Raw genomic sequence first — 21,991 nt, 5'->3', positions numbered from 1 at the left:
GTTTAACAATGGCTTCGTTACTCAAAGAAATACAAAGCGTTTTCTCCACGCTATCTGATAAGGAAAAGAAAATAGCAAATTACATTTTGGCCAATCCTGAAAAAGCTTCGCGAAGCCATATTCAGGAGCTTGCCGATACAACGGGCGTTTCGATCAGCTCGATCACTCGATTTGCGAAAAAGGTGTCATGCCGGAATTTTGTAGAGATGAAAGTGCGGCTTGCTGGGGGTTCTGAATCCAAGGAAGAAGAGGGAATCGAAAAGCAGCTTTCCTCCTCTTATCGAGATATGCTGACAGATGTCCAAGACCTAGGGGACAGAGATCAACTTCAGAAAGTCTTAGCTCACATGACAAAAGCAAAGCGGATATTTATATACGGTCTTGGGAGTTCTGGGTTAGCGGCACAAGAATTAAACTACCGTTTAAGCAGAATGGGTTTTGTATGTGAATCAATTACTGATCCACACTTAATGGTTATTCGTAGCACACTCATGCAAAAAGGTGATGTGATTCTCGCTTTTTCTCGTTCCGGACAAACTGTAGATCTTCTTCAGTCCATTTCTAAAGGAAAAGAAAAAGGAGCTGTTGTAATAGCTTTTACAGCTTTCGGGGAAACGCCACTCACCAAAATTTCAGATGTTATTTTGTGGACGGTGCATCCGCTTCGAAATCATCACCTTTTAACGGGATTAGATTTAAGTACATTATATTTAATCGACAGGATCAGTCTGTATTTTTTATCGGATAGCAAACGAGAAGAAAAATATTTGGAAACGGTAGAAGCAATCAAATCACGGGAAAGTTAGACTACTCCCCACCCTTTATTGGAGGCAGTGTAATGGTTAGAAAAAAAATCACCTTAAAGAATGCAACGATCTACGGCGAGACTCAAACCATGCATAGAGGCTCAATCACCATTCAAAACGGAAAAATAATAGATTTGAGTAAGGACTCATATCCAGGTGACAATCAAACAGAGATAATTGAATTCCCTGAAACGTATCACGTCGTTCCTGGAATGATTGATGTTCATATTCATGGAGCTGCAGGTGCAGACACAATGGATGCTACCTTTGATGCGCTGCAAACCATTGCGAACGTTCTTCCTCAAGAAGGCACCACTAGCTTTCTCGCAACAACGATGACGCAAGACCAGAACAAAATTGAAAAAGCGCTTGAAAACGCAGGATTATTTATCGAAGCAGGGCAAGTGGAAGGAACAGCTGAAACGCTCGGCATCCATCTTGAAGGACCATTTATTTCTGAAAAAAGAGCAGGTGCACAGCCTGTCGGCGCGATCATCAAACCAGATTTAGAATTATTTAAACAGTGGCAGGAGTTAGCTTCAGGTTACATTAAGCTCGTTACGATTGCACCTGAAATCGAAGGTAGTCTTGAAGTCATCTCCTATCTCCATGAACAAAATATCGTTGCGTCGATCGGACACTCTGATGCGTCATATGAAGAAGTGGTGTCAGGAATGAAGGCCGGTGCCTCTCATGTGACTCACCTTTATAACGGAATGCGTGGACTTCACCACCGTGAGCCTGGAGTTGTCGGAGCGGCACTTTTACACGGTGAACTAACGACTGAACTGATCGCGGATGGGATCCACGTTAGGCCAGAACTCATCTCTTTAACTTATAAACAAAAAGGAAATGAGAGAGTCGTGTTAGTGACGGATGCGATGCGGGCAAAGTGTCTTGGTGATGGGCAGTACGATCTTGGTGGCCAGGAGGTAACCGTTCAACATGAGACGGCGACTTTAAAAGATGGAACACTCGCTGGCAGCATCATTAAGATGAACGCAGCGGTAAAGAACATGATGCAATTTACCGGATGTTCGATTTTTGACATCATTCTGATGACGTCTGTTAATCCTGCAAAAGAGCTGAACGTTTTTGACCGAAAAGGAAGTCTTGCACCAGGCAAAGATGCTGACATTGTAGTTCTGGACGAAGACTATGAAGTGGTAATAACTTTTTGTAAAGGGCATATCGCTTACCGGAGAGGTGATGAAGCATGAAAGTCTTAGAAGTGAAAGATTATCATGAGATGAGCTCTATTGCGGCGAGAATCATTATCGGAAAAGTTCAATCTAAGCCAGATGCCAAACTAGGACTAGCCACAGGCGGAACACCGATCGGACTTTATAAGGAATTGATTCAAGATTACAGGAGTAACGGAACCTCTTATGAGAGTGTGTGCACCTACAATTTGGATGAGTATGTTGGAATGGATCCAGAAGACCCTAACAGTTACCGATACTTTATGGAGGAAAATTTATTTGCTCATATTAACGTGCCTGAATCTCAAATTCATATCCCTGATGGAACAGCAGTGGAATTGGAAGCTGAATGCGAACGGTATGATTTAGAGCTGAACCGAGGGGAAGGCGTGGATATCCAAATTCTTGGTATCGGAAGCAACGGTCATATTGGATTTAATGAACCTGGCACTTCTTTTTCTTCACACACCCATATCGTTAAGCTTGCTGAAACAACACGCAAAGCGAATGCTCGTTTTTTTCGACGTTTAGAAGATGTACCAACGCAAGCTATCACAATGGGTATTGCGTCCATTTTAAAAGCAAAGCAGATCTTACTTCTTGTTTCAGGCATCAATAAAGCCGAAGTGATGAAGCAATTGTTAACAACAGATGAAGTGGATGAGCAGCTGCCAGCATCTGCGTTAAAAAATCATCCGAACGTAACGATTCTTGCAGACGAAGAGGCACTGTCACTAGTAAAAAATGCAGATTTAAAAACATAAGTAAAAAGACCCTTTTTTAACAGGGTCTTTTTTCGTGTTTCCATACTGAAATCCCTTGTCCGCCCTAATCAAATAAGAAAATGAAAATAAATTTCACAAAAATAATAATAGTGAAAATAATTTAGAAAGACATTATAATAATTTGAAAGCGTTACCAAAACAATAAAAGGAGACTGATTATGAAGAAAAAAATTAAAGTCTTAACGGGTTCCCTCCTTGCTACTAGTCTTGTATTTTCAGCTGTTGACCTGTCAGGTTCGGTTAAAGCCCAAAAAAATGTACCTTATAATGTCCTGTCCGTAAAAGATGAGTCAGGCGATCAAATGGCAATCAACGGCAAGAATCAGCTAGCCAATGATAACAAACTGATCTTATTTAACGATGAATTTAGTTATTACACCGAAACACAAAAAGGAAGTATGGAAGTAGTCTTAGAAAAAACAGGCGTAAATACATACCGTGTTGTAAAAGACACAGATGGTGACAGCGCTATTCCTGAGAACGGGCTCGTTTTATCAACTGGAGATATTTCAACAACAGAAATCAGGAACTTTTTAACGCAGTTAGAAGCGGGAGAGTCCGTTACATTGACTGAGCCAACTGAGAAACGTGAACAAAAACAGTCACATGCGGTAAACCCTACGAGAGCGTCAAATCCAGGTGGAGCTGTGTTTGATGGATTCCGTGGACCTGATCAGTTAATCGTTTATACTCCCGCGTTCGGTGAGTCCACAAAAACGAATCAATATGGCTATGAAATTACAGTAGAGAACGGTTTTGTTACAAAACTTGGAGGCGGAAACTCTAAGATTCCTAAAAACGGTTTTGTCGTGAGCGGGCATGGAGTGAATTCCAGCTGGATCTCTTCCAACTCCATCATTGGTGCAAAGGTCAATGTGAGCGCAAACGGTGTTGTGGAAATCGTACAGGACGTTGAAAGTTTCCAATACCAAAGTAAACAAGCGATTGATCTAGCAAAGTCATCTATCGAAAAAGCAAAAGCAGAGTATTTAGATGTCACGTTTGAAGAAGCGAATGCTGCGATTCAAAAAGCGGAGACACTTTTAGCAGAAGCGGAAGCGATCAAAACAAGCGATCCTGTAAAATCATTGGATAGAACAAGACAAGCAACGCAATCCGCTTACGATGCGTACTATTATTCCCTTGCTTCTCATAAAGCAGAGCAGCGTGCGATCTGGTATCGTCCAGAAGAAACAACACTTGAAGGTGTAAAGCAAGTTCTTGATCGCATGGAAAAAGCAGGCTTCAACTCCGTCTATTTAGAAACAACGTTCTGGGGTTATACAATCTATCCAAGTGAGATCATGGAGAAATATGGTCTGCCGGCACAGCACCCGCGTTTTGCGAATGCTGACTACGGGCAATATGGCAAAGATCTACTTGACGCTTATGTAAAAGAAGGGAAAAAACGCGGCATGACAATCCAGGCGTGGACCGATGGATTCATGATCGGGGAGAGCAGTATAGGGGTTCCATCACAATTCGCGAAGTATCCAGAGTGGGCAGCGATTCAGCGCAGCAACACAACAGGAACGTTCAAGCCAGATACAGCGAGCAAATATTACTGGCTTGATATCGCACAGCCTGACGTTCAGGATTTCATGTTAGAGATTTATAAAGAGATGCAGAAAGACTATGACATCAAAGGTCTGAACATTGATTATATGCGTTACCCTCATCATAAGTTTGAAGAGAGCTATGGTTTCAGTGAGAGAACAAAACAACTTTATCAAGAGAAGACAGGAATTGATCCGTACACACTATCACCAACAACAACACCTGCTGAGTGGGAAAGATGGCTCAATTGGCTGCGAGAGCGTGAAAACGATTTTGTTGATAAACTTCACGTTCAAACAAAAGAGATGAACAAAAAGTTCATGTTGACGGCAACACCTGAACCAGGACCTGAAGCGGTACAGATCAGCGACTGGAAAGATGACATTGATGGTGTTATCCCGCAAGCGTATGGTCACGACTTCAACAGCATTCAGAAAACGGTAACAGACAGCAAGAAACTGATGCCTGAAGGAACGATGTACTACACGGGAATCTATTCGTTCTATCATCACTTAAGTGAGATGGCGAGTGTGAGTGACGTCATGTCTGCGAAATATGGAACATCTGGTGTGAACATGTTTGCTTTTGGCCAAGCGAGTGCGCCGTCTGTAGATGCTCTTGGTAAAGGGCCTTGGCGTGAGAAGGCAGTGAACCCTGGTGAGGAACCGATTCATGCTACACAAACCGTTTTAAAAGATATTGAAAAACAAATAACGAAAATCTATATACCTCAAGGTGCAATAAATAAAAAAGAAGGCATTTCTCTTAAACTAGCGATCAAGAAACTCAATAAAGCAGTGGAAAAAGATATTAAGAACAGTTCTGTCCTGTTTGATTCTACTGTGGCGAAAGTAGAAAAGGCAGTCTCGGACGAAAAACTTGCTCCAGTGGTAGGAGAGAGAATGAAAGCCGATCTTCTTGATGCGAAAATGTGGGTGAACTACGCTTTAAAGCATCAAAAGTAATTTCACTCTACTTAAAAATTGAAATGCTGGCTCAAAAGGTACATCTAGTGACCTATTGTTGTCAGCTTTTTCTTTTTAGGTTGGTACGGAGTGAAATGACGATCCTACGGGGTGAAACTTAACCATGTTGGAGTGAAACATAAGTATTTCTGAGCGAAACCCAAACTAGTTGGAGTGAAACCACCTATGATCGGAGCGAACGTGTAACAAACTATAAAATCACGTACCGTAAAAGCGCAGTCATACGTCTAATCAGTAAGTGAAGAAATTAATTTTCAGTAATTGATGAAAAATGAAAATTATTTTTAAAATGGATTGAAATCTCTTAATTTAACTTTTATAATTGAGATATTAAGAAAACGCTTACCAAAATGTTTCTGAGGGGGAAATGAAAAGTGAAGAAACGTACAAAAACATGGGTTTCTGGTTCATTAGCAGCAGCATTGTCACTAAGTTTGATCGCGTGCAGCAACGGAGAGGATGATAAGGCGAAAGGGTCTGCTAAAGATGGAGAGCTTTCCGGAGAAGTTACACTTTGGACAGCGTCATTAGCAGGTGAGCCATTTGACACCTACTTCAAAAATATCGAAAAAGACTTCGAAAAGCTTCATCCGAAACTTGATGTTGTGATCGAAGATGTTCCTCAAAATGAGATGGAGCAAAAAGTGTTAACATCGCTCACAGGTGACGATGTTCCTGATGTTGTTAACTTAAATCCTCATTATATGTCTAACATTGCTGCTCAAGGCGGACTATTAGATCTTACAGATGCGGTGAGCGACGAGACGAAGGACTCTTTTGTAGAAGGACCATACGAGTCTGGTATGTATGACGATAAGCTATATGCTTTGCCATGGTACTTAACAACAACTGTTTCTTGGTATAACAATGATGCTTTCTCAAAAGCAGGCGTTTCAGAGCTTCCTACCGATACGAAGGGACTTTATGAAGCTGCGAAAAAAGTAAAAGACGCAACGGGTAAACCATCATACTTCCCGGTTATCAATGACGGAAACACGATCATGGAAAAAATGGTTTCAATCGCGAACGGAACTCCTATCGTAGAAGATGGTAAAGCTAAGTTTGCAGATAACAAAGATCTATTAGAATTCTTTGAGGCAACTCAGAAGATGTATAAAGAAGGAATCATTCCTCAAGAAGCAGCGGAAGGTTCAATTAAAACAGGTCAAGAGCTTTACATGGCAGGAAACGTTTCAATGCTTGAAGGCGGCGTAACTTTCCTAGGACCGATTGAGTCAGGAGCTCCTGAAGTGTACAAAGCTTCTAAAGCAGGACAACCGTTGAACGCAGATGATGCACCAGTGAACGTAGCGGTTATGAACTTTGCGGTTCCAGCAAAAACAAAGAACGAAGATGCTGCTGTAGCACTTGCTGAGTTTGTATCTAATGCTGAAAACCAATTAGAATTCGCTAAAACGGCAGGCACTGTTCTTCCGGCTACAAAGAAATCTCTAGAAGATGACTACTTCAAGAATCCAGGAGATTCTCCAAAAGCATTCGGTATGTTAGAAGCTTCTAAGTCTTTAAGCCGTGCAGAAGTACTCATTCCTCCAACGGAAAACAGTGCTGACCTGCGTACAGCTACAAAGAACATCTTTATCCAAAACTTACAAGGTAAACTATCTCCGAAAGAAGCGTTAAAGGAACTTGCTTCTGAATGGAACAAAGCGTTTGAAAAATCTGGTGAAAAAGTAACATTCTAATGTAGTAGATGAAGAGACTAGCTTTTTATAAAGCCTAGTCTCTACTTTTTAAAAGGGGGGTTCTATCATGAACAGAGAACCTGTTGTGCTGCCAAATGTAAAAACAAAAATCAAAGCAACAAAAAAGAAGAAAAAGTTAAGCATGAAGTTCCTTACGCCATGGCTGTTTTTACTGCCAGCTATCGTGATTCTAGCTACGTTTTTAGTGTATCCGATTCTAGAAGCGTTTAAGTGGAGTTTTCTGGATTATAAAATCATTGCGGGTACTGGAGAATATGTTGGTCTAGCTAACTTTAAAGAGATGTTTGCAGATAAGTATTTCTGGGTTGCGTTAATCAATACGCTGACTTTCCTTGTGATCGTCCTGCCGTTAAACGTCTTTTTACCAATGATTTTAGCAGTCCTTGTAAACCAAAGAATAAGAGGAGCCGGCACGTTCCGCGTTCTTTACTATCTCCCAGTTATCACACCAATGGTAGTAGCTGCGCTCATGTGGAAAATGCTTTATTCACAAAGCGGTATTATCTCTGAGTTTTTAGTAAAACTAGGCGTGTTCGATGGTCCTACCAATCTACTGGTTCAGTCATCAACAGCACTAACAGCTGTAGCAGCCATCACCGTATGGAAAGGGCTCGGCTATTATATGATCATCTATTTAGCTGGTCTGCAATCGATTCCAAAAGATGTTTATGAGTCTGCAAGTATTGATGGAGCATCTGTTTGGAAGCAGTTTACGAAGATTACAATTCCGATGTTGACGCCATCTATTACACTCGTATCGGTTATGACGATCATTGCCGGAATGAAAGTTTTTGAAGAGATCGCCTTAACAACGGGCGGTGGTCCATCAGGTGCGACCACTACACTCGTTATGTACATCTACAACAAATTTATGAGTCTTGACGTAAGTATTGCGTCTGCTGCAGGTATCGTGTTACTCGTACTTGCGATCGCTGCATCACTTTTACAGATGAAGTTAACAAGTAAACGCGAAGACGATCTGCGCGTTTAATAGATTGGGGGGGAAATCATGAAATCAAAACAAAACAGTAAAATATGGCTTTACGCCGTTATGGTACTCATCACCGTACTAACGGTCGGACCGTTTCTGATCACATTATTTATGGCGATGAAATCAGGAAGCGAAGGCATCTACACAAGTCTTCTTCCAAAAGACCCAACACTCGCAAACTTCGTAACGGCCTTTGAAAAAGCGAACTTTGGACTTTATTTTATGAACACAGCGATAATAACCGCTATAGCGATTCCTCTAAATCTGTTGTTCTGCAGTTTAGCGGCATATCCGCTTGCACGAATGGAGTTTAAAGGACGCAGTGTTGTTCTGGCACTGATCATCTCAACGATGATGGTTCCGTTTCAGCTATACATGGCTCCACTTTTTCAGCTAGCAGGAGAACTTGGACTAAGAAACACACATATCGGTCTTGTTGTGATGCAGGTTTCAACAGCGTTCGGAATCTTTTTAATGCGCCAAGCGTATCTGCGTATCCCAAAAGAACTTGAAGAATCGGCTTACTTAGACGGTGCCAACCGCTTTAAAGTCTGGTATCTCGTCGTATTGCCACTTGTGAAACCAACACTTGTAACTCTGGCAATCTTCACTTTTATGGGCACATGGGGTGATTACTTATGGCCGCTGCTTAACTCAACAGAAAGCAGCATGTACACGTTATCCATCGGGCTCGCACAGCTTTCACAGAACTTTGACGGATCCAATTTAAAATTAATCTCTGCCGCATCCATACTAACGACAATTCCTACTTTACTAATCTTTATTTGGCTGCAAAAGTACTTTATTTCAGGAGCAACAGACGGAGCGGTAAAAGGATAAAACGTTACATTACAAAATCTTTAAGAGGTGAATTCATTTGAGTACCTTGTCTTTTTTCGGTAAAGAAGTTCCTGTCATCTATGATGTGGATTGTGTTGTGGTCGGTGGAGGTACGGGAGGAGCTGCTACAGCAATCTCTGCATTAGAAGAAAATCTCTCCACGTTAGTCGTAGAAAAAACCATTTCACTTGGAGGAACTCAAACGAATTCCCTTGTTTCTCCTATGATGCCGACACATGTAAAAACACAGCGCATTAACGGGTTAATTACAGAGCGTCTAAATCAAGAAAATGTAGAAACGAACGACGGAACAACCACATGCAGCTGGTTTAACGTAGAGACCTTAAGTTATGTGCTCGAACAACTGATCACAGAACGCGGAGGCAGCATTCTGTATGATGCAAATTTTATAGATTGCGTTAAGGAGAACGGGAAGATCACGCATATCATCGTAAACACATGCAACGGACTAGTTGCGATTTCAGGAAAAACGTTTGTTGATGCTACAGCAGATGCGGTTCTTTCTCGTTCAGCAGGTGTTGAAGTTGTGAGCGGAAATAAAGATGGTGAAAATCAGCAGATCTCTTTTCGATTTGAAATGGGAGGCATCGGTATTCCAGAGTTGCGAACGTTTATCCTCTCTAAGAATGAGACGTTTTGTAAGATCGAGAATCCTGACTTTTTTGAGATCGCGATGGTACCTGGTAAAGGGCATGTATTAGAACCTTACTTCCGAGAAGCACTCGCTAACGGTGACTTAATTGAGGAGGATCTGCGGTATTTCCAAGCGTTTACCCAACCAGAAAAACCCACAGTCATGTCATTCAATTGCCCGCACATTCCAGGTATCACGAAAACAACAGATCCGAAGCTTCGTTCGGAGGCTGTTGTAAAAGGAAGACAAATGATTCGCAGACTCGCAGCCTTTTTACCCAAATACATTCCGGGATTCCAAAACGCATTTTTATTAAAAGAAGCGAATCAGCTTGGTATTCGTGAATCATACCGCATCGTTGGCCAATATGTGCTTACTGAACAGGACTATGTAGACCGTGCTCGATTTGAAGACGGAATTGCACGAGGCGACTGGTACATCGATGTTCATAGTGTTACAAAAGAATCGGTAAATGAAGCGAAATTTTCTCGCGGAGAATATTACGAGATTCCTTATCGTTCCCTTATCACATTTGAAGTGGATAATTTAGTTGTCGTTGGCAGACACATCTCTAGCACATTTTTGATGCAAGCCTCTCTTCGCATTCAGCCGACTGTTCGTGATATGGGGCAAGCGGCAGGAATGGCCTGCGCGTATTCGATTAAAAACAACATGGCATTAAATACATTGAACGGTGCACATCTGAAACAGCAGCTTCAAATGGTGGAGGAATTTTAAATGAAGAACATAAATACAGTAAACATATTGAACCATACGCATTGGGACCGTGAATGGTATGAAACGTTTGAAGAGTTTCGATTCAGACTTCGCAACGGACTCCGCTATACACAGGGCCTGTTGAATGATGGGAAGATCGATAACTTCTTTTTAGACGGGCAGACGATCGTTCTTGATGATTATCAAGAGATTGTATGTGATGAAGAGTATGCGCGTCTACTTACTTTTATAAGAGAAGGAAAAATAGAGGTTGGTCCATGGTATCTGCTAGCGGATGAGTTTCTCGTTTCAGGTGAGTCCATGATCAAGAACTTGGAGATCGGAACAAACTCTGCAAAGAAACTTGGTTCACCTTACAACATCGGATATTTGCCAGATACATTCGGACACATCAGTCAAATGCCGCAAATTTTACGCCATTACGGAATCGATTCTGCTCTCATTTTCCGTGGTGCCATATCAGACCGTTTTGAAAATACGTGGGAAGGTGCAGACGGAACGAAGGTATTTACGATCGTCCTGCCACTATTTGAGGGGTATTATCAAACGTTCCTTAAATCTAAGGATTTTGTGGAGAAGACGAAAACCTATTTAGAAGGAAATGCTCCTTATTTAACTTCTGGCCATGCTTTAATTATGAACGGAGCCGACCATACATTTACGAGCTCAGATGTGAATGAAAGAGTGGAGCAGTTGAGTGATGAAATGCCTGATGTCGTGTTTAAGCAAACATTGATGTCAGATTATGTGAACTCGATTTCTGGAATGAAACCGGAGGCAACAATCTCGGGGGAACAACGTGATCCATCAAAGATCTTCATTCTACCTGGTGTGTATTCCACGAGATCGTATTTGAAAAATCATAACCAAATGTGTGAAGACCAAGCAGTTGGAATTATGGAAGCATTAAACGTTTGGACAAATGGTCGTTCAGATTCTGCAAAGTTCATGGAGTATGTGTGGAAGCTGATTTTACAAAACCAGCCTCATGACAGTATCTGCGGATGCAGTGTGGACGCGGTTCATGAAGAGATGGAGACACGAACACAAAAAGTCTTAAGCGCGATCAGCCGATTTTCAAAAGATGTTCTTCACGATGAATTTCCGGTTGAATATCTTGACGATTCAATAAATAATGGCTACTTATATGTGGTTAACAACACACCGATTGCTTCACGTTATCCTGTAACAGCTACGATTCGTATACCAGCTCCATTAGACAAAGGTTCAATCAAACTGTTTCATAACGAAGAGGAGATTTCGATTGACGTGTTGAAAAGAGAACGTCGGGAAGAATTTATTCATCATATCCTAGCTGAGCCGCATTATGGAGATTATGTGATTTATGATATTAGCTTTTCGCTGCCGTTTGATGGTGCTGAAATAAAGGCGATTAAAATTGAGCGGGTGGAAGAAGAAGCAGAAGTCGTTAGGACTCATTCGCTGTCGTTCATCCAAAACAACTTTTATAAGATAGAATGGAAGGATGACAGTCTATCCATTACTGATCTAGAAACAGGCGTGACACATGATGATCAGCATCACTTCACTTCTTCTCTCGATGCTGGAGACACGTACAACTATTCACCGCCACTGACAGATAAAGTTAGTAAAGCCGTAATTACGGAGGTATCGGATATCGTAATCGGCGACACCTTCCAGTCAGCTACGGTGCATTATGAGGTTAAATTGCCTGCTTCACTGAACGAAGACCGATCAGGTCCGAGCGAGGCTGAAACCACAAATACGATGAAAACAACGATTACCCTTCATAAAGGGAAAAGATTCATCTATTTTAAAACGAAGGTGAACAATACAGCGAAAGACCAAAAGCTGAAGGTTGGATTTTCAACCTCAAAAGCCGATATTAGCTATGCAGATACAGCGTTTGACCTGCTAAAACGGGAAACGCTTCGAGATAAGAAATACGATATGCCGAAAAACAAAGAAGCCGTTATGAATCAATATCCGACTCAATCCACAGTGATCGCAAATGAACATCAGCTTCTTCACCGCGGTTTACAAGAATACGAGGTTGACGCGCTTGAAGGAAAAGACCATATTTTCTTAACGATGATTCGCAGTGTTGGCTGGTTGTCGAGACGTGATCTGCGTACACGTGGAAATGGGGCTGGACCAGGTTTTGAAACACCTGGCGCACAATGTCTCGGTGAGTATGAATTTGAATACGGTTTGGTTCTCGGCAGAAACAACATGAGTTTAAACAACGGGAAGTTTCTGCGTCAGAAAGTGTTGACTCAGCAATCATATGTGAAAAAAGAGGATCAAAAGCTATTTGAACTTTCATCAGCAGAGGTTGCTTTTTCCTCGTTTATGTTCAAGGAAGAAAATACGTTTGATATTCGTCTGTTCAATCCTTCGCTTGAGGATGTGGAAACAGATTTAATTCTTGGTTTTGATCCTGAAGAGCTGTATGAAGTTGATTTTACTGGGAAAATCATTTCCAGTGTTTCTGCAGCAAAACAAACAGCCATTACGTTTGGCCCTAAACAAATCAAAACCATTCGTGTAAAAAGGAAAGGCCGGTAATGAAGGGATCAAATACTCCGTCCTTAGAAAATGAAGGTGATCATGATGAGAAAGTTTGTAGCATTTGACATAGGCGGGACATTAATTAAATACGGTGTTATTTCAGAAGATGGTACGTTTATCGAAAAATACGAAGTGCCAACAGAGGCGCAGCTTGGCGGACCCGCAATCGTTCAAAAAGTGAAGCAATGTGGAGAGCAGCTGATGAAGCAGCATGAGATTAGTGGAATCTGTATCAGCACGGCTGGCCAAGTAGATTCAAAAGAAGGCGTCATCCTGTTTGCTTCATCTTTAATCCCTAACTACACAGGAACCAAGCTGAAGCAGGAACTAGAGGAACACTTTAACTTGCCTGTAGAAGTAGAAAACGATGTGAACTGTGCCGGGCTTGCGGAGTCATGGATCGGAACAGGAAAAGATTCGAAGAGCTTGTTCTGTCTAACGATTGGTACAGGAATCGGCGGAAGCTACATTTTAGATAATAAACTTCACACCGGCCACAGTTTTAGCGGTGGTGAGATTGGTTATATCCCGATCGAAGGTGGTCAGTTTGAAGAATTAGCTTCCACACGCGTATTAATTAAAAATGTGGCGAAGCGAAAAGAAGTAGCGGAGTCTGAGCTTGATGGCAAACAAATATTTGAGATGGCTCAAAACGGTGATGAAGTATGCATCGAGGAAATTGAACGCCTAGTGTATTACCTATCAAAAGGAATCGCGACGATTGCATACATGATGAATCCAGAAACGATTATTATCGGCGGAGGCATTACAGCTCAAAAAGATTACCTTTTGCCTTTAATCATGAGACAGCTCGAGATCGATGTGATTCCAGCTATCTTAGCGAAAACGAAGATCGAGATCGCCCGTAACTTAAATAATGCTGGTATGGTTGGAGCTCTACGTCATTTCTTGCTTCAAGAATCTCTGCAGCCGCTTAAGAGCATCACAACAATGATCGAGTCGAACAGACACAAGCTGACGAAACGCGAGCAGATGATCGCAAAATATATTATCACGAATTTAGAGTCATTCCCGAACAGAACCATTTCAGAACTGTCGCGACAGATCGACGTATCAGAAGCGACAATTACTCGTTTTTGCCAAAAACTTGAGTTTGGTTCCTACAATAAGCTTCGATTGATGGCAAAAGAAGCATCTGTTAGCACAAGGCTTTTCGAACCATCTGAAAGCAGTCGTTTAACAGGTGTTAAAGAGACGTATGTAAAAATGCTGAAGAAGTTTGATACGCTTTACGAGTTAAAAGATGTTGAAAAAGTAAAACAACAAGTAGCGAACGCAGAACAGATATACTTGTATGGCGGAAACAAGCTGTCTTTTATAGCCGATCAAATGAAGTATAAATTGATGAGACTTGGTAAGAAAGCAGACACCTTTTTGTCTGCGTATGAGATGGAACTGTCGGCATACACACTAGATTCAAATACACTGGTTATCGGACTTAGTGCTTCTGGTTATGATTCAGAAGTGGTGAACATGCTGAGGCAAGCTAAGAAATTAGGGTGCGAAACGATTGGGGTGACCAGCCAACAAGATTCTCCGTTATCAGAGGTTTCGAATACACGTTTACTCATCCCAGCAACAGACGATATCGCGGGTGATGATAACTCCATTTGCGAGGTTTCAGCATTCTACCTGATGGATGTAATTTTAAAAGAACTGCAAAACGACGACTATAAGACGGAAAAACAAAAAGAGATTATTTAAACGTGTGATTCGGTTTCAATTTACGCTTAAATTGAATTATTATGACGCAAATGAGCAGATTGGACATAGTTTTAAAGTTGTAAAAGAGGGATGAAGTTTGTATTTTGGGGTGTTGGAGCGAAAAGCGGGCTCCACTGAGCGAAACGGTGGTCAGTTGGAGCGAAACTGTGGTTCCACGGGGCTAAACGGAAGGTGTTTGGAGCGAAAAGCGGCCATGTTTGAGCGAACGTGTAATAAATATAAGAACACGTACCGTAAAAACAGACATAATACAGAACTATGGTGCAGAACGAAGCCCAACTGCCGACTGGCACGCTTGCAACCGCACCTTTTCGCATAACAACTTCCTATAAAAAACAAATTGAAAAGAAAGGGAGAAAATATGACACTACAAAATATTTTCTCCTTTTTACGTATGAAGGGTGAACGGTCATGAACGCATACGATGAAGCAATGGAACAACTTCTAAATTACAAACCTGAACAGACAAAAAAAGTCGATTTCGAGGAATTTTGGGATGGATTAAAAGTTGAAGATCAGGAGTATCCTCTGAATGTAGAAGTGAAGGAGCGAACATACAGCGTTCCTGGCGTAAATGTCTATGACGTGGCTTTTGACGGATTTCGTAATTCTCGCATCCACGGTGTATACGTTACACCAAAAGTTGTGAAAAAAGATGCTCCAGCTGCAGTCATTTTTCATGGCTACAACTGGAACACGCTGCAGCCGCATTATACGTTTAAGCATGTCATTCAGGGAATACCGGTTTTATTAGTAGATGTAAGAGGACAGAGTGTGAAATCGGCGGATAAGAATTCCTACCCAAATGGCGGAGCGGCTGGTTGGCTAACACAGGGGATCTTCGACCGTAACCAATATTATTACACACATGTTTACATGGATTGTTACCGAAGTGTTGACGTTGTTCGAAAGCTTTCTGGAAAAAGGTACGTTTATCTGGAAGGCGGCAGTCAGGGTGGAGGATTGGCCATTGCCACTGCTGCTTTACAAAAGGACATCACCTTAACGTTATGCGACATTCCGTTTATGACGGACTTTGAACGTTCCGTTGGGCTTGCTGCAGAAGGACCTTATACAGAGATTTCGCATTATTTTAAAGTTCACGATCCGCAGCATAAAACATCATCTAAAATCTTTGAAACACTAAGTTATGTGGACGCAATGAATCTAGCAAGCTCTGTAACGTGTCCGGTCCTTTTATCGGTGGGAATGATGGATCCCGTATGTCCGCCGATAAGCGCTTTTTCTTTGTATCATCATTTAGGCGGCGTAAAGGAAATTAGAACGTACCGTGAATACGGTCACGAAGTTCCTATGATTCATGAAGAAGAAAAGTTGAAATTTATTCATTCTTATATAAAAAGTATGTAACGAAAGAAGGCTAAACGCATGAAGATTGCTTATATACCAATAGATGAACGCCCTTGCAACATCACATATGTTCAGATGATTGCGGAGTCTTCACAGGATGTAGAGTTGTTTGTTCCTGGACCTGAACTCTTAGGTTATAAAAAACAGGCTGCGAATACAGAAGAATTATGGAACTGGCTAAGAAATCTAGCCGGGAAAGTGGACGCTCTTATTTTAAGCATTGATATGCTGGTATACGGTGGGCTGCTTCCATCCAGACTTCATTATTTGACTGAAAAAGAAAGTGCGATATGGGTAGAACGCTTGCGCTCGTTGCGCCAAGATTATCCCAATCTAGGAATCTATGCATCGAACTTGATCATGCGCACGCCAAAATACAGTTCGAGTGACGAGGAACCAGATTATTATGAACACTGGGGCCGGGAATTATTTTTACGCTCTTATTTGTTGGATAAAGAGAAGCGCGAGAAGTTAACAGAGGATGAGGCAAAACAGCTTAGTGAGATCAAGGCTAAGCTGCCAAAAGAGCACATTGAAGACTATGAGAGAAGACGAGCTTTCAATTCAAATATGAATGTGCAAATGCTAGATTTGGTTAAAGAAGGCGTGCTGACGTTTTTGTCGATTCCGCAGGATGACAGTTCCGAATACGGATATACGGCGATCGATCAAAGCGCTGTGGTGACTAAACGAGAACAGCTTCGTTTATATAAAAAAGTTCACATGTACCCAGGTGCAGATGAAGTAGGGGCTACATTACTGTCTCGAGTTTACAATGATTTACGAGGTCAGAAACCTAAAATCTTCCCGATATGGAGCAGTACGCTCGGCCCGCAACTTGTGCCGATGTATGAAGATCGTCCTTTTGCAGAAAGTTTAAAAGCGCATGTGTTAGCAGCGGGGTGTCAGTTGGTGGATCGTGCTGATGATGCCGATCTAGTGCTCGCTTATAATACCCCTGGCCGTGTGATGCAAGAGTCATGGGAACAGAATGTAAAGGACATCACGTACACAAGTTTCCGAAATATGCTCACGTTTGTGGATGAGATTAAACAATTTATCAACTCAGGGAAAAACGTTATTGTGGCGGATTCCGCATATGCCAATGGCGGAGACCGCGAGTTAATAACCATTTTAGATGAAGAGGGTATTCTTGATAAACTCGTCTCGTACAAAGGATGGAACACGAATTGCAATACACTAGGTACAACAATCTGCCAAGGGGTGTTGGGTGCTGAGGGGAAACAGCAGCAGATTCAAACAAACCTTATCTACCACCTTTTTGATGATTATTTTTATCAAGCAGAAATTCGTATGGAAATGAACACAGATTTTCTGCCGAAGTATGATTTGGATTATTTTGATCTGAAAGGTGAAGCGGTTCGTGTGAATGAAGAACGTAATGATCGTATGTTAACCAGATTTAATGAACAGATTCTTCATAGTTTTAAAAAGTTTACAATCAATAATCTGAAAACATTTGCTCCATGGAACCGAATGTTTGAATGCGGTCTCTCATTTGATATTAAGGATGCTACAGGTAAGGAGTGATTTGTTGTGATATTAGGCGCAATTGAAGCAGGCGGCACTAAGTTTGTGTGCGGAATTGGAAATGAGGACGGGGAAGTTCTAGAAAGAATCTCTATTCAAACAACAACCCCAGAAGAAACGATGAGACACGTTGTTGATTATTTTATGGAAAAAAAGGTGGATGCTCTAGGAGTTGGATCATTCGGGCCGGTTGATCTTGATGTTTCAAGTCCGACTTATGGTTACATAACGAGTACGCCAAAAAAACATTGGAATCAGTATGATTTAGTGGGAGAACTGAAAAACCATTTTCATGTTCCAATCGGATTTGATACGGATGTGAATGCTGCAGCTTTAGGAGAATCTCTTTGGGGTGCTGCCCAAGGTCTAGATAGCTGTCTGTATATGACGGTCGGAACTGGAATTGGTGTAGGAGCCGTTTCGGAAGGAAAGCTGGTACACGGGATGCTTCATCCGGAGATGGGCCACATTCTCGTTAGACGACATGATGAAGACCATTTTACAGGTAGCTGTCCGTTTCACGGTGATTGTCTAGAAGGTATGGCTTCAGGTCCCGCGATTGAAGCACGCTGGGGAAAGAAGGGCGTGGAGCTTGCGTCAAATCTAGAGGTGTGGGGGCTAGAAGCCTATTATCTCGCACAAGCTCTTGTAAACTATATTTTGGTGCTCTCTCCAAAACGAATTGTGATCGGCGGTGGTGTTATGAAACAAGAACACCTATTTCCGCTCGTTCGAAACGTGGTGGTCCAACTGTTAAACGGCTACATTCAACACGAAAATGTACTGAACCAAATCGAAAAGTATATTGTTCCGCCTGAATTGGGTGACAATGCAGGATTGTGTGGGGCATTAGCGCTGGCAAGGCAGGCGCATACAATTAAAAAGACAAGCTGACTCTGGGAAAAGAGTCAGCTTGTCTTTTTCTATCGTTGTTTACTCTTTTGAGGTAAGCAGCTGGCTAACGTTAATAAGAGAATCATCGCTTCCGATATCGTAATGAACAGGATGAGATATTTTTGACCATCGTCAATCCAGCTCCCTTTGTTTAGTAGTAGTAAACCAATCATTGCTAGCAAGACTATGTTGGCTTTCCCTAAAAATGAAAATCCTCGTTTTAATGAAAAGGTTTTGTTCATGGGCAATTCTCCTTAAGACTCCTGGTATTTAAATATGATGTGTTGAAGTGTGCAAAACAACTACTCTTGATCTTTTAAATTATCCATTAAACATAATTAGTACGATTAACCAGTTGACTAGTAGCAGAAAAAAGAAAAGAAGAGCTAAAGATATGTTGATGATCATTGGTAAATGACTTAGTACAGATTGAACACTATGGTTCAGACCGAAAAATGCAAATGTAGTATATTTGTTTATTAATGAAAGAACTCCATTTTTGTTTGTCACATAATTATGTTGATAAAGTTTAATGATGATACGTTGAACAAAAATAGAAAAGAAGGCAAAGATGGCATTGGTTAATAAGAGCAGCAAGATCATTGTAGTTGGAAAAGGGACGTCAATTCCTACAAAAATAAGTGAAAAAAGCGAAACGAAAAGAATCATTAAAGAAATACTGATTAATCTAGTAGCCATTTACAAGTCCTTTCATAAAATATGAATTTATAAGATAGTACTAGAATAGCACAAGAAATTCGGACAACATGAAGATTACGTAACACATCCAGTTTAAAACTAGTCATACTTAGAATCCGCCAACACTAAACTCAGAAATTACCAATATACAAAAAAGAAATTCACAAACAATAGGTCTCAATTTTTAGAAAATTATATTGTAACCGTTTACAAGTTGGATTATAATATTGAAAAGTGAAACGTTTCTATTGGTAAAATGAGGATTTTGGGTATATGACAACAATCAAAACGTTTATATTTATCTATTATCCTATTTTTTTGCTCTATATCGAAACGTTTCGAAACGCTATATCGAAACGCATCACCCACATGATTAATCTATTTTTACTCCAGTACCCCGGTTTTTCCGGATGAAGAGGTGATTTATGAAGAACATCGCGATAAAAGATGAGAAAGTGATCGTGGACGGTCGGGAGGTCTTCTTGTTCGGAGGAGAACTTCACTACTTTCGAATCCCGAAGCAAGACTGGCGCGAGCGCATACAGCAAGTAAAAGAAGCTGGCGCGAACATGATCAGCACGTACGTACCTTGGATTTTCCACGAGTATGAGGAAGGTATTACGGATCTTACCGGAACCTCTCGACCAGAACGTGATCTACATACGTTTCTGCAGCTCGTAAAAGAAGAGGGGATGTACTGTCTAGTCCGTCCGGGTCCATATGTGATGGCAGAAATCGTGGATCATGGGGTTCCAACATGGTTTATCGATAACTATCCGGAAGCGGTAGCGAAAACGAACGTTGGCGAGATTCATCCAACCCGAGTCGTGAGTTACAGTCACCCGACTTTTTTAGAAAAAACAGAGCTTTGGTATGAAAAGGTTTGTGCCGTTATTAAGCCGTTTTTAGTCACAAACGGTGGTCCAGTTATTCTTTTTCAGCTCGATAACGAGGTGGGGATGTTCCACTGGGTAACGAACCAACCCGATTTCAATGCTTCAACACTTCAAGAGTTTCAACAGCATCTGAGAACAAACTATACAGAACAAGCGTTTCAAGAAACATTCCGCATTCCGTTTAGCGAGATTCAGTCGTTCGCGGAAAACATGACGAAAAAACCTGAAGCGATCTTCGCTCACGCCCTAAGAAACGAATTCGGACTTTTTTTGAGACAGCATTACAAGCGTTTCATCGAGAATCTGAAAAAGTCAGCAGAAGAAAAAGGCATCGACGTTCCGTTCGTCGTGAACATTCATGGCTTTCATGGAATCGATATCTTAAAGCGTGGAACGATGTATCCGATCGGCGTTTCACAGCTGCTCGAGACCGCGAAAATCGAGAACACACTTATGGCTGGTGATTATTATATCGGCAACATCGAGTATGACAGCTATGTGGATATCGTATTAGCCAACGCCTTTACAAAAGCGATTCAATGGAAAGAGCAGCCTCTTTTCTCAGCTGAGTTCCAAGGTGGAAGCATCCACGATAAGCCAAAGCTTCAACCGACAACGTTTGATCTGACGACGCGCTTATGTATCGCGGACGGGATGAACGGTGTGAACTATTACATGTTTGGTGCGGGCGAGAACTATGAAAATATCGGCTTGTTCGGCAGACGTCACGATTGGCAGGCGCCACTTACTAAATCAGGCCAGAAAAATCCGCACTATCCTGTGATTCAGCATATCGGAAAAATGCTTCAAACATATGAAAGCTCACTTTTACAAACAAAGCCAGTCGTTGATACGCATCTCGGTTTTTATCCCGATTATTACATGACGGAGTTTCACGATGAACATACGAAAGCAATGGTCGACCAGATTCAACGCGATCGTGAAACCTACATGGCGAACGGGATCGCAAAGGCGCTTCGCGTGAACAACATCATCTATGATGCGATTAATGTTCAGGATGATGCTGAGATTGATCCAAGCGAGGTTCCTTCTCTTTGGATGTTTACCACAGAGTGGATGGATGAAAACATTCAGCAAAAGCTCGTTACGTATTTAGAGAACGGCGGAAGGCTGATCCTGTTCCCAACGATTCCAACAAAAACGCTGAAAAACGTACCGTGTACGATTTTGAAAGATTACATCAACGTAACCGTAAAAGAAACAAAGCACCGCGTGTTCGGTCAGATTGATCAGGCGGACAACGTGTTGATCGCCCGAGCTGAGATCTATGAAACAACAGTTGGAGCTTTCGCTCATATAGAGGACAACCCGGATCAAGTGATCGCATTTGAAAAACAGCTTGGAAAAGGTCAGCTTTATATGTTTGGAATCGGGATGGATCACGGCTTTCATTATCAAAACGACATTATCGTCGAGCTTGCCAAACGAGCAGGGATACAGAGTCGTTTCACATTAGAAGAAGAGCTTGATATTACCGTTCGATCTTCACCAGAAAAAGGTGACTTCTTCTTCCTTCAAAACTTTGATGAATTTAAGAAGTCAACGACGATCACGTACGACGGAACAACCCTTTTCGGTGGAAAAGAAATTTCAATTCCAATGCGAAGCGGCCTCATGCTACCAGTTAACGTACCATTACACGACGACTTGTTCATCGAGTACGGAACGGGTGAAATCTATCAAACCTTACAGCAACAAGACGAGATCTCACTCACAATAAAAATGATTCAAAAAGAAGAAGAATTCGTCTTCCGTTCCTCCTCCTGGAAACCTGTAGATACCAAAGAGGTTTCAATAGAGGAAGTACAAGAGCACACATTCAAAGTGTTGATTCAATCAACAGAAGAAACAGCATCCATTCGGTTTCAACCAGCGTTCGCAAACGCTATTCAACCATAAGTAAGGTTATTTCTAACTGTTGCGACTGATGCATTTTGTTCTTATTATCATCATCGAATAGTTGATTGCAGTGGAAG

16 protein-coding genes are annotated in these 21,991 nt (G+C 41.6%); 14 read left to right on the top strand and 2 right to left on the bottom strand.

From position 1 onward, the window contains the following. Nucleotides 1-8: 8 nt before the first annotated feature. The 13 genes from ACNJYY_RS19155 to ACNJYY_RS19095 all read left to right on the top strand — a co-directional run bounded on the left by ACNJYY_RS19155 (nt 9) and on the right by ACNJYY_RS19095 (nt 18,399). A complete protein-coding gene (locus ACNJYY_RS19155; RefSeq protein WP_416729702.1) occupies nt 9-806 on the top strand; it encodes a MurR/RpiR family transcriptional regulator in 798 nt (265 codons plus the stop codon). A gap of 32 nt (nt 807-838) precedes the next feature. Continuing rightward, the gene (nagA, locus tag ACNJYY_RS19150; RefSeq protein ID WP_416729701.1) at nt 839-2,026 is read left to right on the top strand and encodes an N-acetylglucosamine-6-phosphate deacetylase; all 1,188 of its coding nucleotides are present in this window, start codon (nt 839-841) and stop codon (nt 2,024-2,026) included. Continuing rightward, nucleotides 2,023-2,772 carry a glucosamine-6-phosphate deaminase gene (gene nagB / locus ACNJYY_RS19145; RefSeq protein ID WP_416729700.1) on the top strand — a complete coding sequence of 250 codons (750 nt, stop codon included), beginning with the start codon at nt 2,023-2,025 and terminating at the stop codon, nt 2,770-2,772. The genes nagA and nagB overlap by 4 nt, the downstream gene beginning before the upstream one ends. A gap of 179 nt (nt 2,773-2,951) precedes the next feature. Next, a complete protein-coding gene (locus tag ACNJYY_RS19140) occupies nt 2,952-5,315 on the top strand; it encodes a glycoside hydrolase family 10 protein (RefSeq protein WP_416729699.1) in 2,364 nt (787 codons plus the stop codon). Nucleotides 5,316-5,710: 395 nt separating this feature from the next. Beyond that, nucleotides 5,711-7,039: an ABC transporter substrate-binding protein gene (locus tag ACNJYY_RS19135; RefSeq protein ID WP_416729698.1), complete on the top strand. Its 1,329-nt coding sequence runs from the start codon at nt 5,711-5,713 to the stop codon at nt 7,037-7,039. A gap of 67 nt (nt 7,040-7,106) precedes the next feature. Beyond that, nucleotides 7,107-8,051: a carbohydrate ABC transporter permease gene (locus ACNJYY_RS19130; RefSeq protein WP_416729697.1), complete on the top strand. Its 945-nt coding sequence runs from the start codon at nt 7,107-7,109 to the stop codon at nt 8,049-8,051. 18 nt (nt 8,052-8,069) lie between these two features. After that, nucleotides 8,070-8,891, top strand: a complete 822-nt coding sequence (locus tag ACNJYY_RS19125; protein WP_416729696.1) for a carbohydrate ABC transporter permease — start codon at nt 8,070-8,072, stop codon at nt 8,889-8,891. A 37-nt stretch (nt 8,892-8,928) separates the two neighbouring features. Beyond that, entirely contained in the window at nt 8,929-10,284 is a 1,356-nt protein-coding gene (locus ACNJYY_RS19120; RefSeq protein ID WP_416729695.1) for an FAD-dependent oxidoreductase, read from the top strand. Then, nucleotides 10,285-12,834: a glycoside hydrolase family 38 C-terminal domain-containing protein gene (locus ACNJYY_RS19115; RefSeq protein ID WP_416729694.1), complete on the top strand. Its 2,550-nt coding sequence runs from the start codon at nt 10,285-10,287 to the stop codon at nt 12,832-12,834. It begins immediately after the preceding gene. Between the two features lie 42 nt (nt 12,835-12,876). Beyond that, on the top strand, nt 12,877-14,562 hold the full coding sequence (locus tag ACNJYY_RS19110; protein WP_416729693.1) for an ROK family protein: 1,686 nt from the start codon (nt 12,877-12,879) through the stop codon (nt 14,560-14,562). A gap of 432 nt (nt 14,563-14,994) precedes the next feature. Next, nucleotides 14,995-15,954, top strand: a complete 960-nt coding sequence (locus ACNJYY_RS19105) for an acetylxylan esterase (protein WP_416729692.1) — start codon at nt 14,995-14,997, stop codon at nt 15,952-15,954. An 18-nt stretch (nt 15,955-15,972) separates the two neighbouring features. Beyond that, nucleotides 15,973-17,505 (top strand): DUF4127 family protein, encoded by a 1,533-nt coding sequence (locus ACNJYY_RS19100; protein WP_416729691.1) that lies wholly within the window; start codon nt 15,973-15,975, stop codon nt 17,503-17,505. A gap of 6 nt (nt 17,506-17,511) precedes the next feature. Continuing rightward, nucleotides 17,512-18,399: an ROK family protein gene (locus ACNJYY_RS19095; RefSeq protein ID WP_416729690.1), complete on the top strand. Its 888-nt coding sequence runs from the start codon at nt 17,512-17,514 to the stop codon at nt 18,397-18,399. Nucleotides 18,400-18,428: 29 nt separating this feature from the next. Here ACNJYY_RS19095 and ACNJYY_RS19090 read toward each other — a convergent pair whose 3' ends face one another. After that, nucleotides 18,429-18,641: a hypothetical protein gene (locus tag ACNJYY_RS19090; protein WP_191752604.1), complete on the bottom strand. Its 213-nt coding sequence runs from the start codon at nt 18,639-18,641 to the stop codon at nt 18,429-18,431. Between the two features lie 79 nt (nt 18,642-18,720). Then, nucleotides 18,721-19,098 carry a hypothetical protein gene (locus ACNJYY_RS19085; RefSeq protein ID WP_416729689.1) on the bottom strand — a complete coding sequence of 126 codons (378 nt, stop codon included), beginning with the start codon at nt 19,096-19,098 and terminating at the stop codon, nt 18,721-18,723. 425 nt (nt 19,099-19,523) lie between these two features. On the opposite strand from ACNJYY_RS19085, the gene ACNJYY_RS19080 reads away from it, so the two are divergent. Beyond that, entirely contained in the window at nt 19,524-21,914 is a 2,391-nt protein-coding gene (locus ACNJYY_RS19080; RefSeq protein WP_416729688.1) for a beta-galactosidase, read from the top strand. The last annotated feature ends 77 nt before the right edge of the window (nt 21,915-21,991 follow it).

Source organism: Fictibacillus tiangongensis (assembly GCF_048083785.1).
Classification (GTDB): domain Bacteria; phylum Bacillota; class Bacilli; order Bacillales; family Fictibacillaceae; genus Fictibacillus.
The sequence above is the reverse complement of the archived record's forward strand: the minus strand, read 5'-3'. Positions and strand labels throughout refer to the sequence as shown.